Annotated in this window: 14 protein-coding genes; 5 read left to right on the top strand and 9 right to left on the bottom strand. The window is 37.9% G+C overall.

Features of this window, described 5'->3' with window-relative positions; genetic code table 11:
* Positions 1-56 precede the first annotated feature (56 nt).
* The 4 genes from ettA to FE813_RS01405 all read right to left on the bottom strand — a co-directional run bounded on the left by ettA (position 57) and on the right by FE813_RS01405 (position 4,292).
* On the bottom strand, positions 57-1,727 hold the full coding sequence (gene ettA, locus FE813_RS01420) for an energy-dependent translational throttle protein EttA (RefSeq protein WP_139989185.1): 1,671 nt from the start codon (positions 1,725-1,727) through the stop codon (positions 57-59).
* Positions 1,728-1,939: 212 nt separating this feature from the next.
* Positions 1,940-2,725: a Cof-type HAD-IIB family hydrolase gene (locus FE813_RS01415; protein WP_180978666.1), complete on the bottom strand. Its 786-nt coding sequence runs from the start codon at positions 2,723-2,725 to the stop codon at positions 1,940-1,942.
* An 18-nt stretch (positions 2,726-2,743) separates the two neighbouring features.
* Positions 2,744-3,208 (bottom strand): rRNA maturation RNase YbeY, encoded by a 465-nt coding sequence (gene ybeY, locus FE813_RS01410; RefSeq protein WP_139989183.1) that lies wholly within the window; start codon positions 3,206-3,208, stop codon positions 2,744-2,746.
* Between the two features lies 1 nt (position 3,209).
* A complete protein-coding gene (locus FE813_RS01405; protein ID WP_005625772.1) occupies positions 3,210-4,292 on the bottom strand; it encodes a PhoH family protein in 1,083 nt (360 codons plus the stop codon).
* 134 nt (positions 4,293-4,426) lie between these two features.
* Between FE813_RS01405 and FE813_RS01400 the strand changes: the two genes are divergently transcribed.
* From FE813_RS01400 to fbpC, 4 genes are all read left to right on the top strand, one after another.
* Entirely contained in the window at positions 4,427-5,974 is a 1,548-nt protein-coding gene (locus tag FE813_RS01400; RefSeq protein ID WP_140577897.1) for a methyltransferase regulatory domain-containing protein, read from the top strand.
* 175 nt (positions 5,975-6,149) lie between these two features.
* Complete coding sequence (locus FE813_RS01395; protein WP_106014149.1) at positions 6,150-7,148, top strand: iron ABC transporter substrate-binding protein; 999 nt, start codon at positions 6,150-6,152, stop codon at positions 7,146-7,148.
* Between the two features lie 70 nt (positions 7,149-7,218).
* Positions 7,219-8,739, top strand: coding sequence for an ABC transporter permease (locus FE813_RS01390; RefSeq protein WP_139989182.1), 1,521 nt, complete (start codon positions 7,219-7,221; stop codon positions 8,737-8,739).
* Positions 8,726-9,796, top strand: a complete 1,071-nt coding sequence (fbpC, locus tag FE813_RS01385) for a Fe(3+) ABC transporter ATP-binding protein FbpC (RefSeq protein WP_180978655.1) — start codon at positions 8,726-8,728, stop codon at positions 9,794-9,796. The genes FE813_RS01390 and fbpC overlap by 14 nt, the downstream gene beginning before the upstream one ends.
* 35 nt (positions 9,797-9,831) lie before the next feature.
* On the opposite strand, the gene FE813_RS01380 is transcribed toward fbpC, so the two are convergent.
* The 4 genes from FE813_RS01380 to FE813_RS01365 are packed head-to-tail and all read right to left on the bottom strand — an operon-like array spanning position 9,832 to position 12,426.
* Positions 9,832-10,512: a M15 family metallopeptidase gene (locus FE813_RS01380; RefSeq protein ID WP_139989181.1), complete on the bottom strand. Its 681-nt coding sequence runs from the start codon at positions 10,510-10,512 to the stop codon at positions 9,832-9,834.
* Between the two features lies 1 nt (position 10,513).
* Positions 10,514-11,647, bottom strand: a complete 1,134-nt coding sequence (dapE, locus tag FE813_RS01375; protein WP_139989180.1) for a succinyl-diaminopimelate desuccinylase — start codon at positions 11,645-11,647, stop codon at positions 10,514-10,516.
* Between the two features lie 27 nt (positions 11,648-11,674).
* Complete coding sequence (locus tag FE813_RS01370) at positions 11,675-12,019, bottom strand: ArsC family reductase (protein ID WP_139989179.1); 345 nt, start codon at positions 12,017-12,019, stop codon at positions 11,675-11,677.
* A gap of 8 nt (positions 12,020-12,027) precedes the next feature.
* Positions 12,028-12,426 carry a helix-turn-helix domain-containing protein gene (locus tag FE813_RS01365; RefSeq protein WP_180978654.1) on the bottom strand — a complete coding sequence of 133 codons (399 nt, stop codon included), beginning with the start codon at positions 12,424-12,426 and terminating at the stop codon, positions 12,028-12,030.
* 180 nt (positions 12,427-12,606) lie between these two features.
* Here FE813_RS01365 and FE813_RS10430 point away from each other — a divergent pair, with 180 nt between their 5' ends.
* Entirely contained in the window at positions 12,607-12,762 is a 156-nt protein-coding gene (locus tag FE813_RS10430; protein WP_162836956.1) for a hypothetical protein, read from the top strand.
* 137 nt (positions 12,763-12,899) lie between these two features.
* Here FE813_RS10430 and htpG read toward each other — a convergent pair whose 3' ends face one another.
* Entirely contained in the window at positions 12,900-14,780 is a 1,881-nt protein-coding gene (gene htpG, locus FE813_RS01360) for a molecular chaperone HtpG (protein ID WP_139989177.1), read from the bottom strand.
* Positions 14,781-14,979 lie beyond the last annotated feature (199 nt).

Below are 14,979 nucleotides of genomic sequence, written 5' to 3'. Positions count from 1 at the left end.
CTCCCCAAAAAGTAAGAAAAGTGCGGTTAACATCCACCGCACTTTCTCAATATAAATTACTTCGCAATACGTTTATATTTAATACGATGTGGCTGGGTTGCTGCATCGCCTAAAGTTTTCTTTTTCCACTCTTCGTAGTCTGAGAAGTTACCTTCATAGAACGTGACTTTACCTTCGTCACCGTAATCTAAAATATGCGTTGCGATACGGTCTAAGAACCAACGGTCATGGGAAATCACCATTGCACAGCCTGGGAATTCTAAAATCGCATTTTCTAAGGCACGCAAGGTTTCAACGTCTAAATCATTGGTCGGTTCGTCCAATAACAGGACGTTTCCGCCACGTTGTAAAAGTTTCGCCAAGTGTAAACGACCACGTTCCCCACCTGATAATTCGCCCACACGTTTTTGTTGATCCACGCCTTTAAAGTTGAAGCGTCCAACATACGCACGGCTTGGAATTTCAAAGTTACCGATAGTGAGAATATCTTGTCCGTTAGAGACTTCTTCCCACACAGTTTTCTTATCATCCATTGAATCACGGAACTGATCCACCGAAGCAAGCACAACGGTTTCACCCATGGTTACAGAACCTGAATCTGGTTGTTCTTGACCTGACAACATACGGAATAAGGTTGATTTACCCGCACCATTTGCCCCGATAATCCCAACGATTGCACCTTTTGGAATACTAAATGATAAATCATCAATTAAAGTGCGGTCGCCATAAGACTTGGTTAAGTTTTGCACTTCAATCACTTTATCACCTAAGCGTGGACCAGGTGGAATAAAGAGTTCGTTAGTCTCGTTTCGTTTTTGATATTCGCCAGAATTCAATTCATCAAATCGAGCCATACGTGCTTTGCTTTTCGCTTGACGACCTTTTGGATTTTGACGCACCCATTCTAACTCTTTCGCAATAGATTTTTGACGCGCGTTTTCAGCTGCTTGTTCTTGCTCTAAACGTTTCTCTTTTTGCTCTAACCAAGAAGAATAGTTACCTTCCCAAGGAATACCCTCACCGCGGTCAAGCTCTAAGATCCATCCTGCTACGTTATCTAAGAAATAACGGTCGTGGGTAATTGCGACAACAGTGCCCTCGTAGTCATGTAAGAAACGCTCTAACCATGCCACCGATTCCGCATCTAAGTGGTTGGTTGGCTCATCTAACAACAACATATCTGGTTTTTCAAGCAATAAGCGGCAAAGTGCGACACGACGACGCTCACCACCAGATAAATGTTCGATTTTGGCATCCCAGTCTGGCAAGCGTAACGCATCTGCTGCACGCTCTAATTGGTTATCTAAATTATGCCCATCATGCGCTTGAATAATGGCTTCAAGGCTCGCTTGTTCTGCCGCTAATTTATCAAAATCCGCATCGGGATCCGCATAAAGCGCATACACTTCATCTAAACGAGTCAGTGCATTTTTTACTTCAGAAACCGCTTCTTCCACCGCTTCACGCACGGTTTGTTGCGGTTCTAATTTTGGTTCTTGTGGAAGATAACCGATTTTAATACCAGGTTGTGGACGAGCTTCCCCTTCAAATTCTTTATCTACGCCCGCCATAATTCGTAAAAGGGTTGATTTACCCGCACCATTTAAGCCTAGAACCCCAATTTTTGCACCAGGGAAGAAGCTTAAAGAAATATCTTTCAAAATATGACGCTTCGGCGGCACCACTTTACCGACACGATGCATCGTATAAACAAATTGCGTTGACATTAATTATTCCTCATTAAAAATGACGCCCTATTTTACTGGAAAATAGGGCGAAAATATAGAATACCAATAGTAAGATTCACTTATATTATTACAATCACGAGTCTACTCAGTGTAAACGAAGGGGACTACCCCATGAGGACTACAAAACTCCCTCCTTAATTTAACTGTATAATTTTTTTAGGGAACAGAGCAAGTGCCTTTCCTTTTACTCATTACTCAGGAAATTTTTCTTCCAAAATTAATGCTAGCCCATCTTCATTATTGGTCGCGGTGACTACATTTGCAGCTTGTTTAATTTCATCAGGCGCATTTCCCATTGCCACCCCAAGCCCAACATGTTCTAGCATATCCAAATCATTAAAATTATCACCAAACGCAATCACCTCATTGGTTTGTACGCCAAAATAATCTTCCAAAAAACGCACCGCACTTCCTTTGGTTGCACTCTTGTGCATCACCTCTAAAAAGTTAGCATGAGAACGACAAATACTCAGATGTGGAAATTTTTCCTTTAAAATAATTTCAATCTCAATGATTTCTTCTGCTTCCCCAATAATTTGGATTTTATGTGGCGAACGAGCCGCCACGTCATCAAAAGGATGAATTTCAATTTTGGTAACACTGCGTTCATAAATCACCCATTTATTTTCTACATCGCGAGCATGGCAATCATTATTTGTATAATAATTCACGCCAAGCAACGGATGATCCGCCAAAACGGTATTAATATCTAAAATATCCTTTGGATCAATTTGTACGCTATAAATTGGTTCAAGATGTTGATTCAAAATAAGCGCACCACTAAATGCAACAAGCACATTATTCGTTTCAAGCTGTTTCCAATAAGGCAAAATACCCAAAGGAGAACGCGCTGAAATTGGCACAAAAGGAATACCATTCGCCGTTAAACGCTTAATTGCTGCAACAGTTCGAGGGGAAATAGTATGTTGAGAGGTTAATAAGGTGCCATCAAAATCACTAAATACCGCTTTATACATCATTACTCCGAATAAAGATTATTTCTCTGCTAAATAAGGATCATCAAAGCCTAATCCTTGCATAATTTGGGTTTCTAAACTTTCCATTTCTTCCGCTTCATCGTCTTCAATATGATCATAACCGAGTAAATGTAAGCTACCATGCACGACCATATGCGCCCAATGCGCCATTAATGGTTTCTCTTGTTCTGCGGCTTCTCGCTCCACAACTTGACGGCAAATAACGAGATCCCCTAACAATGGCAACTCCACCTCATCTGGGCATTCAAATGGAAATGAAAGTACGTTAGTCGGGCGATCCTTGCCACGATAAGTTAAATTTAATTCATGGCTTTCATCTTCATCCACAATACGAACTGTCATTTCGACTTCATCCCCTTCCGGTTGAACAGCCGCTGTTGCCCACTGCGCAATCTGTTCTTCTGTTGGCAAATCCTCTATATTTTCTGTGGCAATTTGCAGATCAACGAATATACTTCCCATTTTACTCTCCTAAATTCTTTTCAATTTCTGACCGCTCTTTTTCACGTTCGGCTTTACGAAGCTCCGCTAATTCTTTGCGACGAATTTCATCTTGCACTTCCCATTCTTCGTATGCCTGCACGACTTTAGCCACCACCGGATGGCGCACAATATCTTTGCTATCAAAATAGTTAAAACTTAATTCTGGTACTTTTTCCAACACTTCAATAGCATGGCGTAAACCAGATTTTGTGCTACGAGGTAAGTCAATTTGCGTAATATCGCCCGTAATCACAGCTTTAGAATTAAAACCAATACGGGTTAAAAACATTTTCATTTGCTCAACTGTCGTATTTTGGCTTTCATCTAAAATAATAAAACTATCATTAAGTGTACGCCCACGCATATAAGCCAAAGGCGCAATTTCAATAACATTACGTTCCATTAATTTTTGCACACGCTCAAAACCTAACATTTCAAACAAAGCATCATAAAGCGGGCGTAAATAAGGTTCGATTTTCTGACCTAAATCCCCTGGTAAAAAACCTAGCTTTTCGCCCGCTTCCACCGCAGGTCTCGTCAGTAAGACACGACGAATTTCTTGACGTTCTAAAGCCTCAACTGCTGCAGCAACCGCTAAGAATGTTTTCCCCGTTCCTGCTGGGCCAATACCAAAACTAATATCGTGAGTTAAAATATTATGCAAATATTGAACTTGATTTTCGCCTCGAGGTTTAATCACACCTCGTTTAGTTTTAATCGTTGTACTGAAAACATTATTTTCAGCACGGTTCGGTTCAGCTTGAGATAACATTCGGCTTTCTTGTAAAGCCATATGCACATCTTCCAAATCTAACTCTTTCACTTTACCTTTTACGGGCGCAGTTTCAACATATAAATCTTGAATTAATTTCACCGCACTTTTTATCAATTTTGCATGATAAGGTTTTATATCCTCTTCCACAGTATCAATATTAAAAGTGAAATTATGACGAGCAATGACAAGGTTAAATTCTTTTTCAATAAGTTTTAGATGATCATCAAATGCACCGCATAAAGATTGCAAACGTGCATTATCTTGAGGTTCGAGAGTAAATGAAAGCATGAGGATACTAAGCTGGTGAAAATTGCAGTTATTCTAGCGTAATTAAAACCTCATGGGAAATAATCATCACTTTGTTTTCATCCATATTCCCTCTATAATATGCGCCTTTAATTATGTTACAAACTGGATATATTATGGCTGAACAAAATAACCCTTACGACGAACTTAGATACTACTCAAAACCCTTTTCTTATACGAGCATTGCGCTTTTGGAAGGAAATGCAACATTGTGGGGATTAACACCACCAGAACTCAAAGGTGCTAAAGTATTAGAATTAGGTTCTTCTTTTGGTGGAAACTTAATTTCTCAAGCGGTTTATTATCCAGATACTGAATTTGTAGGCATTGATTTATCAGATAGTCAAATTACTCAAGGTAATGAAATTATTAAATCAATGGGATTAACAAACATTCGTTTAGAAACAAAAAATATTCTCGATATTACGCCTGAATTTGGCATGTTTGACTACATCATCGTGCATGGTATTTATTCTTGGGTACCTGATAATGTCAAAGATAAAATCCTTGAGGTTTGTCGTGAGAATTTAACGCCAAATGGTATTGCTTATATTTCTTACAACACCTATCCTGGTTGGAAAAGCCGCGAAGTTGCACGTGATATTATGCTTTATGCAAATAAATACACTCAGGATTTACCGCTCTCTGAACAAACTCGTCGTGGCAAAGCCATTGTTCAATTATTCTCAGATGCAATTAAATCAATTGAGTCTGAAAAAAACAATAATAAGAGCCGAATTAATAACTTCGATAGTATTCAAACTAAAGGTGATCATTACGTAGCACATGAATATCTCGAATATCACAACCACCCTCTCTATTTAAATCAATTTGTTGATAGCCTACATCAACATCAATTGGCTTATATTGGCGATACGGATTTTCAACTTTCATATATTTCTTGGATGCCGCAACATCTCCGTGACATGATCAATCAATTATCCGAAACAGATTATGTTGCACGTGAGCAATGCCTAGATTATCTTTACGATGTAGCATTCAGAAGAAGTTTACTATGCCATGCTCATTTACAAGATAAAATTAACCGTACAGAAATCATTGATAAAGCATTATTGAATAAATTAACTTTTATTAACCAGAACAAAGAAAATAATCTGAGCAATATATTCAATAATAAAGACGCAGCAAGACTACTTGAACACTTTATCTATCAAGTAGGTCATTTCACTATTCAATCATTAATTGATCACGTTGCTGAATATAAAGAATTTGAAAATCTCACCGAGAATCAAATTTATTCTTCTGTATTGTTAGCTATAGTCTTAGGCTATATCAATGTATTTCTTACACCATATCAAACATATACATTTGAAGATAACAAAACCTATATACCAAAACGCTTTACTCAATATTCTCAAGCTTTATTAGAAGGTGCAAATCAATATATAGGAGCAGGCAATATGTATAACTGTGGAGTTGAAAATTTAAATGAACTGCATGTTTATATGATGTCTCAAATGGAAACACCGACCACTAAAGCGGCCCTCAATACGTCACTCAAAGCATATTTAATTAAAAATGGCTACAAAGATATGAACAACAACGAAAAACTCATTGATGAAGAGTTTGATTGTTCAGGATTATGTGATTCTATTTGTACAGTATTAGCAGACTTAGGTTACATCCAACCTGCTACACTATAAGCAAAAAGCAAAATTGAAAATAAGTAACATACTAAAGGAGATCAATTAGATCTCCTTTTTTCGTCCCAAACTCAAAATTTAAATTGAAAACTATTTGCATTTATTAAATTTTAGAAATAGAATAAACTCAATTCAATATAAATTAAGATCCATTCTCAAAAACAAGGAGTTTTCAATGACATTAAAATCATTCAAAATTGCGACTCTCGCTGCCGCACTTACATTCTCAGCAAGTAGCTTTGCCGATATTACCGTTTACAACGGCCAACATAAAGAAGCTGCAAAAGCCGTAGCAGATGCATTTACGCAAGAAACTGGCATCAAAGTTACTTTAAATAGTGCTAAAAGCGAACAGTTAGCTGGTCAACTTAAAGAAGAAGGCGATAAAAGCCCAGCCGATGTATTCTATTCAGAACAAACATCTCCATTTGCCGCACTTTCTGAAGCGGGTTTATTAGAACCACTTTCAGCTAATACGATCAAACAAACCTCTCACCAAGGTGTACCAGTAGCGCCTAAAAAAGATTGGATCGCATTAAGTGGTCGTTCTCGTGTTGTGGTTTACGATCACACTAAATTATCTGAAAAAGATATGGAAAAATCAGTACTTGATTACGCGACACCAAAATGGAAAGATAAAATCGGTTATGTACCAACCTCAGGTGCGTTCTTAGAACAAGTTGTAGCTATTGTTAAACTAAAAGGCGAGAAAGTTGCGCTTAATTGGTTAAAAGGCTTAAAAGAAAATGGTAAACTTTACGCGAAAAACAGTGTTGCATTGCAAGCTGTTGAAAATGGCGAAGTACCTGCAGCCTTAATTAACAACTACTACTGGTATGCATTAGCAAAAGAAAAAGGCGCAGAAAACTTAAAAACTCGCTTGTACTTTATTCGTCATAAAGACCCAGGTGCGTTAGTCACTTACTCAGGTGCTGCAATCTTAAAATCATCTAAAAATAAAGAAGAAGCGAAAAAATTCGTGGACTTCTTAGCAAGCAAAAAAGGTCAAGAAGCCTTAGTTGCTGTACGTGCAGAATATCCATTACGTACAGATGTGACTTCTCCATTCAATATGGAACCTTATGCTAAATTGCAAGCACCAGTAGTTTCAGCAACTACTGCTCAAGATAAAGAACAAGCAAATAAATTAATTGAAGAAGCTGGTTTAAAATAAGCCCGCTAACGTCGCAACTGTATTTTCACCAAAAGTGAAAATACAGTTGTAACATATAAAGGACTATCTTTTGACCCGAACGCCCCCACTTTGGCTCACCATCATTATTTTACTTATTGGTTTACCGCTCTTATTACCATTTCTATATATTCTTTTCCGTGCGATTGAAGTCGGATTAGAGCGTAGCCTTGAGCTTCTTATTCGCCCGAGAATGGCGGACTTACTGAGTAACACAATGCTTCTCATGGTCTGCGTAACCATTGGTTCCATTTTTCTCGGTACGCTTTGTGCATTTTTACTTGAACGCTATCGTTTTTTCGGCAAATCATTTTTTGAAGTGGCGATGAGTTTGCCGCTTTGTATTCCAGCCTTTGTGAGCTGTTTTACTTGGATCAGCCTCACCTTTCGAGTAGAAGGTTTTTGGGGAACGATTGGCATCATGACATTAAGTTCTTTTCCACTCGCTTACTTGCCTATTTCAGCCACACTTAAACGACTTGACCGCTACCTTGAAGAAGTAAGTCTTTCATTAGGAAAAAGTCAAACTTACACATTTTGGCACGCTATTTTCCCGCAATTAAAACCAGCAATCGGTAGTAGTTTATTGCTAATAGCATTACATATGCTGGTAGATTTCGGTGCGGTTTCAATTTTGAATTATCAAACATTCACCACAGCGATTTTCCAAGAATATGAAATGTCTTTTAATAACAGCACCGCAGCACTACTTTCAGCTGTATTAATGGCAATTTGTAGCATTATTGTGCTGGGAGAAACATTCTTCCGCGGTAAACAAACACTTTACAACAGTGGCAAAGGCGTCACTCGTCCTTATCCGGTAAAAACACTTTCCTTTGGCAAACAATGTTTAACCTTCGGATTTTTCTCTAGCATATTCATCTTAAGCATTGGCGTGCCTGTGATTATGTTAATTTACTGGCTTATCGTAGGAACTTCACTCGAAAGTGCGGGTGATTTTTCAGAATTTTTATCGGCATTCAGCAATTCATTTATTATTTCAGGCTTAGGCGCATTGCTTACCGTAATTTGTGCTTTGCCATTGGTTTGGGCCGCCGTACGCTATCGTAGCAAATTAACCATTTGGATTGATCGATTACCTTATCTATTACACGCCGTACCCGGCTTAGTTATCGCATTATCGCTGATCTACTTTACAATCAACTATGCCAACAGCTTATATCAAACCTTTTTAGTTATCATCGTGGCTTACTTTATGCTCTATTTACCAATGGCACAAACCACGCTTAGAGCCTCGCTTGAGCAACTTTCTGATAATATTGAGAAAGTCGGACAAAGCCTAGGACGAAGTCCATTCTATATTTTCCGAACTTTAACATTACCAGCAATGCTACCAGGCATTGCGGCGGCATTCTCTCTAGTATTTTTGAATTTAATGAAAGAGCTTACTGCAACACTTTTGCTCACGCCAAACGACATCAAAACCCTTTCTATTGCCGTTTGGGAATATACCAGTGATGCGCAATACGCTGCGGCAACGCCTTATGCACTCATGCTCGTTCTCTTTTCAGGGATTCCTGTGTTTTTATTGAAAAAATATGCATTTAAATAAAATGATAAATACTCCGTTATTAGCCGTTAAAAATATCAATAAATTTTTTAATGAACAACAAGTTCTTCACAATATTTCCTTTACCTTGCAACGAGGTGAGATCCTCTTTTTGCTTGGTGCTTCTGGTTGTGGGAAAACAACGTTATTGCGAGCGATCGCAGGATTTGAACAACCCAATACTGGCGAAATTTGGCTAAAAGAGCGGTTAATTTTCGGCGAGAATACGAATGTGCCAACGCAACAGCGCCATCTAGGTTATGTGGTGCAAGAAGGTGTACTTTTCCCTCACTTAAATGTCTATCGCAACATTGCTTACGGATTGGGAAATGGCAAAGGGAAAACGGATGAAGAGAAAATGCGGATTGAGCAGGCAATGCAACTCACTGGAATTAGTGAACTGGCAGAACGTTTTCCTCACCAACTATCAGGCGGACAACAACAGCGTGTGGCTCTTGCTCGAGCGCTAGCGCCAAATCCAGAACTGATTTTATTAGACGAACCTTTTAGTGCCTTAGATGAACATCTTCGCCAGCAAATTCGTCATGATATGCTGAAAGCACTGCGTCAAAGCGGTGCATCAGCGATTTTCGTCACCCATGATCGTGATGAAGCATTACGTTATGCGGATAAAATCGCGGTTATCCAACAAGGGAAAATTTTACAAATCGACACGCCTCGTACACTTTATTGGTCGCCTAATCATATTGAAACCGCAAGTTTTATTGGTGACAACATCATGCTATCGGCGAATCTGATTGATGAAAACACAATTCAATGCCAATTAGGTAATATTCCTGTAAAAAATAAATCAATCTCGCTGAAACAAGGTAAGATTTTACTTCGTCCCGAACAATTCAACCTGTTTAAAACATCGGAAAATCCAACCGCACTTTTCAAAGGGCAAGTGAAACAAATCGAATTTAAAGGGAAAATTACTGCTATTCAAATTGAAATTAATGGCTACGCAATATGGATTGAGAACATCATTTTCCCTGATTTATCTATTGGTGATGAGCTGCCAATTTATTTGCATGGAAAAGGGCTTTTTTACGCCTAAGAATAAAGCCTTATCTTCACGATAAGGCTTTATTTTTAAACAATATATTCAGAAAAAATTTGTTCAAGATTTGATATTAAACAGTCTGCGCCTAAAATATTTTCCCCTTTCCACGCCTGTTGCAAAATGTCTGGAGAAAATTGCTGGCTTGCCAATTCAGCTAACGGCAAATAACTGATATGCCAAGGCTCCCGCCCCACTTTCTTATTGGAGTGCATATTTATAAAAGGCAAAGCAAAATCAAAGTGCGGTAAATTTTCGGTAAGAAATTCACTCAATTCAAAGAAATAGCCACCTTTTTCATATTCCCAAGGCTCCAGTTGTAAAGATTGACCTTGTGGCAAAAGATCGGGATCGAAAATATCCACTTCTGTTCCCCAATGATGACGGCTAGCACCCGGCAATGCAGACCAACGTAAAATCGCCTGACATTTTTGCCAGTCATCTAATTGGCTCAAATCTAATGCCTTTCCTGCGTCATCATGGACTTTTCTATCGCCCTTAAATTTGCTGTTCCAAATAAGCTGTTGGCGTTCAAAATCACGAAAACTACTCGCTGGCTGTAAATTAAAGCCATTTTTCGCCGCACTTTGTTGTAAACCTTGAAATGCTTGCACAGCTTGTGTTTGCAAAAAATGATTTGATGAATGAGTCGCAGGTAAATTGACTAAATGCTCACGGGACTTTCCTGTAAGCATTTCTGGCGTTAATTTCATTTTAGCTATCCAATAAATTCACTAACATTTTGTGATAAATTTCACCGCACTTGCCAAGGTCTTCTACACTGACGCATTCATTTACTTTATGAATTGTTGCGTTAAGTGGACCAAATTCCACTACTTCTGCGCCCATCAATGCAATAAAACGACCGTCTGATGTACCACCACCTGTTTCAGCCTTTGGCGTTATGCCTGTAGTTTCCTCAATAGCGGAGGTTATCGAATCTAATAATTTACCCGGTTTTGTTAAAAAAGGCTTACCTGATAAATTCCATTCAATACGATATTTCAAATTATGTTTTTCTAGCATTTTAGCTACTTTTTGCTTAATGATTTCATCTGTTACTTCTGTGCAATAACGCAAATTGAACTGAATATATAACTCGCCTGGAATCACATTATTACTTCCCGTACCTGCGTGAATATTAGCAATTTGTAAGCTTGTTAGAGGGAAAAACTCATTACCTTCATCCCATTGGTAAGTCGTTAATTCTTGCAAGAATGGGGCGGCTTTATGGATTGGATTTTCAGCTAAATGCGGATATGCCACGTGCCCTTGAATCCCCTGAATATAAAGATTTCCTGTAATTGAGCCGCGGCGACCATTTTTGACAACATCACCTAAGTTTTTAGCACTCGATGGCTCACCAACCATACAATAAGTAATTTTTTCATCACGCGCCATTAAAGTCTCAACTACACGCACGGTACCATCTTTTGCGGCTGCCTCTTCATCAGACGTAATCAATAATGCAATGGTGCCCTTATGATTAGGATTTGCTTTTACATATTCTTCTGCCGCGACAATCATTGCAGCAAGGGAGCCTTTCATATCCGCCGCACCACGACCATAAAGCATGCCATCAATAATCTCAGCAGAAAACGGCGGAAACGACCACTGATTTTCATCGCCAGTAGGCACAACATCCGTATGTCCAGCGAAAGCAATAACTGGCTCAACCGTTCCGTGTTTTGCCCATAAATTCAACGTATCATTAAAAGGCATCCATTCAATTTGAAAACCTAATTTTTCTAAACGTTCGGCAATAATTTGCTGACAACCTTCGTCATTAGGGCTAATAGACGGGCGACGAATTAAATCTTGCGCCAACGAAACCACTTTTTCTCTCATAAAAACTCCTAAGAAAATAACCGCACTTTAGGCAAAAGCAGCCTGATATTCCTTTTCATTAAAACCAATTAGAGCCTTCCCATCTTGTAAAATAATTGGGCGTTTAATTAAAGTTGGATTCTCAGCCAACACGGAAAGTGCGGTCGTTTTATCAAGGGAATTTTTAACTTGTTCATCCAAATTACGCCAAGTTGTACTACGTTTATTCACCAACACATCCCAGCCAAATTGAGCTTCCGCTTGGACTAAAAAATTCGAATCTAAACCATCAATACGGTAGTCGTGAAGTTTGTATTCAATATTGTGATCCGCTAGCCATTTCAACGCTTTTTTTACTGTATCGCAATTTTTAATACCATAGACTATTAGCATAATATCTCCTAATCTTTTATTTGTTGTTTTAATAAATTTACTATATCTCTTAAAGTTTCTAATTCATTTTCTCTTTGTTTCAATAATTCATCTTTATGTTTTAATTCTAACTTTAATTTTTCTACTTCTAACTCAGCTGCTTGATTACCATAATAGTTATTACGAAAATGATTTTGATTATTTTCTCCACCAACTAAAATAACGCCGCTATCATGGGTGGATACCAAATCCAAAAGATCTATTTGTAGGACTGATGCTATCTGTTTCAATTTATGAAGACTTATATTCGTTTCACCTCTTTCAATTTTTGCATATCCAGCCACAGACATATTCATTCTTTCAGCCATTTCCTCTTGAGACCATTGATTTAACTCTCTGAATAATCTTACTTTCTCATTAACGCTCATTTTAGACCTCATATTTTGTCAAGTAACAAATAGTATAGAACATCATTACAACTACTATCTTTTGCATAATATCCATAAAATTATAATTTCTAAGAATATACACCGCATGAAGATTTTAACCTAAAGTCAATTTAGTGTCGTGTTTTATTCATACTACGTTTAATTTACATTGGAGTATATATGAAAAAAATTGTAATGATTTTATTAGCAACATTTGCTTTAGGTACATTTTCATCTTTTGCTAACGCAGGAAGATGTGATCATTATTGGCAAACCGCAAAAGATGGCTCAGCCTGTGGAGATCGTGCCGCTGATCGTCGCCCAGGAGGACAATAAAAAAAAGAAAAGCCTACATTTATCTTATTTACAACTAAGTGATGAAAATAAGTTAGGTGGTGAAATAAATAAAATAATCTATTCAAAAATAGATTGAAACTAAAAACGCCTTGGAACTACACCAAGGCGTTTATTTATTATGCCAACAACTTATTAATGCGCTTAATAAACGCAGCTGGATTTTCCAAAGATCCACGCTCTGCTAACATAGCTTGTTCAAGTAATAATTCCACCCAATCAGCAAATTCTGTTTCATCGGCAATATCAGCCACTTTTTTCACTAAATGGTGTTCTGGATTAAGTTCAAAAGTGTATTTTACTTCTGGTACCGGTTGTCCTGCGGCTGCAAACAATTTCGCCATTTGGGTCGTCATTTGATCATTATCCGTAGAAACCACCGCTGGTGTATCCGTTAAATTGTGAGTTAAACGCACCGTTTTCACACGTTCGCCAAGCAAGTTTTTCACACGCTCAATAAAACTACCAAAGGCTTCATCTTGTTGTTTTTGTGTTTCAGATTCTTTATCGGCTAAATCGCCTAAATCCAAATCTGCTTTTGTAATACTTTGTAATTGTTTACCATCGAATTCAGTTAAATAGCTTAACATCCATTCATCAATGCGGTCGGAAAGCAATAAAACCTCAATGCCTTTCTTATTGAAGAATTCCAAGTGTGGGCTATTTTTCGCTGCAACATAACTATCCGCTGTAATGTAATAGATAGCTTTTTGCCCCTCTTTCATACGCGAGATGTAATCTTCTAAAGAGACGGTTTGCTCGCTGCTATCATTATGTGTTGAAGCAAAACGTAATAACTTCGCGACAGTTTCTTTGTTAGCAAAATCTTCTGCAGGGCCTTCTTTCAAGACTAAACCAAACTCTTTCCAGAATTGAAGATATTTTTCTGCATCATCTTTTGCTAATTTTTCTAGCATTTGTAATGAACGCTTAGTTAATGCTTTGCGTAATGCAGCAGTAATTTTGTTATCTTGTAAAATTTCACGAGATACATTTAATGGCAAGTCATTGCTATCGATTAAACCACGCATAAAACGTAGATAATTCGGCATAAATTGCTCAGCATCATCCATAATAAATACACGTTGAACATAAAGTTTTAAGCCGTGTTTATGTTCGCGATTAAATAAATCCCAAGGTGCTTTAGCTGGCACATAAAGCAAACTAGTATATGCTTGATTTCCTTCAACTTTGTTATGCGCCCAAGTGACAGGATCAGCAAAATCATGGCTTAAGTGTTTATAAAACTCTTTGTATTCCTCATCGGAAACATCATTTTTAGAACGCGTCCAAAGTGCATCGGATTTATTAATTTTCTCCCATTTCTCACCGCACTCTTTGCCTTCATCATCGTATTCTTTCGTTAGCATTTCCACTGGCAAGCCAATATGGTCAGAATATTTACCGATAATTTCACGTAAACGCCATTCGTTTAAAAATTCTTTTTCATCTTCACGTAAATGTAAAATCACATCGGTGCCACGGGATTTTTTCTCAATATCCGCCACAGAATATTCGCCTTCACCAGCAGATTCCCAAAGCACCGCTTTATCCGCCTCTTCGCCAGCTGCTCTGGTTTTTACAGTCACTTTATCTGCCACAATAAAAGCTGAATAAAAACCCACACCAAATTGCCCAATAAGTTGGCTGTTTTTTGCTTGGTCTTGGCCAAGTGCGGTTAAAAATTCTTTTGTTCCTGATTTTGCAATCGTACCCAAATGATCGATGACTTGCTCACGAGTCATACCAATGCCGTTATCGCTAATTGTGATAGTGCCTTTATCCGCATCAAAGCTAACGCGCACACGCAAGTCACCATCACCTTCATATAAAGTAGGGTTGGAAAGTGCTTTAAAACGTAATTTATCTGCTGCATCAGAGGCATTAGAAATTAATTCACGTAAGAAAATTTCTTTGTTGGAATACAAAGAATGAATCATTAATTGGAGTAGTTGTTTGACTTCAGATTGGAAGCCGCGAGTTTCTTGATTTTGTGACATAATTTTTTTCCTTCATAAAGATAAAAATTGAACGTCACAGATATAAGAATAAAAAGAAAGATTTCAAGGGGAAAAGCAAAGTGCGGTGAATTTTCACCGTATTTTATTCAAACATTTTCCTAAAATATCTAGAAATGAATAACGGTGATCACCATAAGTAATCACCGTTAAACCAAAAGTGTTTTCTTAAAGAGATTTG

The sequence above is a fragment of the Haemophilus seminalis genome, assembly GCF_006384255.1.
Taxonomy (GTDB): Bacteria; Pseudomonadota; Gammaproteobacteria; order Enterobacterales; family Pasteurellaceae; genus Haemophilus; species Haemophilus seminalis.
Note: the sequence above shows the minus strand (reverse complement) of the source record. Positions and strands in the feature narration are given on the sequence as shown.

Excerpts from the sequence above, each read along its gene's own strand:
- ettA (WP_139989185.1), bottom strand. The coding sequence starts at position 1,727 with ATGTCAACGCAATTTGTTTATACGATGCATCGTGTCGGTAAAGTGGTG.
- FE813_RS01415 (WP_180978666.1), bottom strand. The coding sequence starts at position 2,725 with ATGTATAAAGCGGTATTTAGTGATTTTGATGGCACCTTATTAACCTCT.
- ybeY (WP_139989183.1), bottom strand. The coding sequence starts at position 3,208 with ATGGGAAGTATATTCGTTGATCTGCAAATTGCCACAGAAAATATAGAG.
- FE813_RS01405 (WP_005625772.1), bottom strand. The coding sequence starts at position 4,292 with ATGCTTTCATTTACTCTCGAACCTCAAGATAATGCACGTTTGCAATCT.
- FE813_RS01400 (WP_140577897.1), top strand. The coding sequence starts at position 4,427 with ATGGCTGAACAAAATAACCCTTACGACGAACTTAGATACTACTCAAAA.
- FE813_RS01395 (WP_106014149.1), top strand. The coding sequence starts at position 6,150 with ATGACATTAAAATCATTCAAAATTGCGACTCTCGCTGCCGCACTTACA.
- fbpC (WP_180978655.1), top strand. The coding sequence starts at position 8,726 with ATGCATTTAAATAAAATGATAAATACTCCGTTATTAGCCGTTAAAAAT.
- FE813_RS01380 (WP_139989181.1), bottom strand. The coding sequence starts at position 10,512 with ATGAAATTAACGCCAGAAATGCTTACAGGAAAGTCCCGTGAGCATTTA.
- dapE (WP_139989180.1), bottom strand. The coding sequence starts at position 11,647 with ATGAGAGAAAAAGTGGTTTCGTTGGCGCAAGATTTAATTCGTCGCCCG.
- FE813_RS01370 (WP_139989179.1), bottom strand. The coding sequence starts at position 12,019 with ATGCTAATAGTCTATGGTATTAAAAATTGCGATACAGTAAAAAAAGCG.
- FE813_RS01365 (WP_180978654.1), bottom strand. The coding sequence starts at position 12,426 with ATGAGCGTTAATGAGAAAGTAAGATTATTCAGAGAGTTAAATCAATGG.
- FE813_RS10430 (WP_162836956.1), top strand. The coding sequence starts at position 12,607 with ATGAAAAAAATTGTAATGATTTTATTAGCAACATTTGCTTTAGGTACA.
- htpG (WP_139989177.1), bottom strand. The coding sequence starts at position 14,780 with ATGTCACAAAATCAAGAAACTCGCGGCTTCCAATCTGAAGTCAAACAA.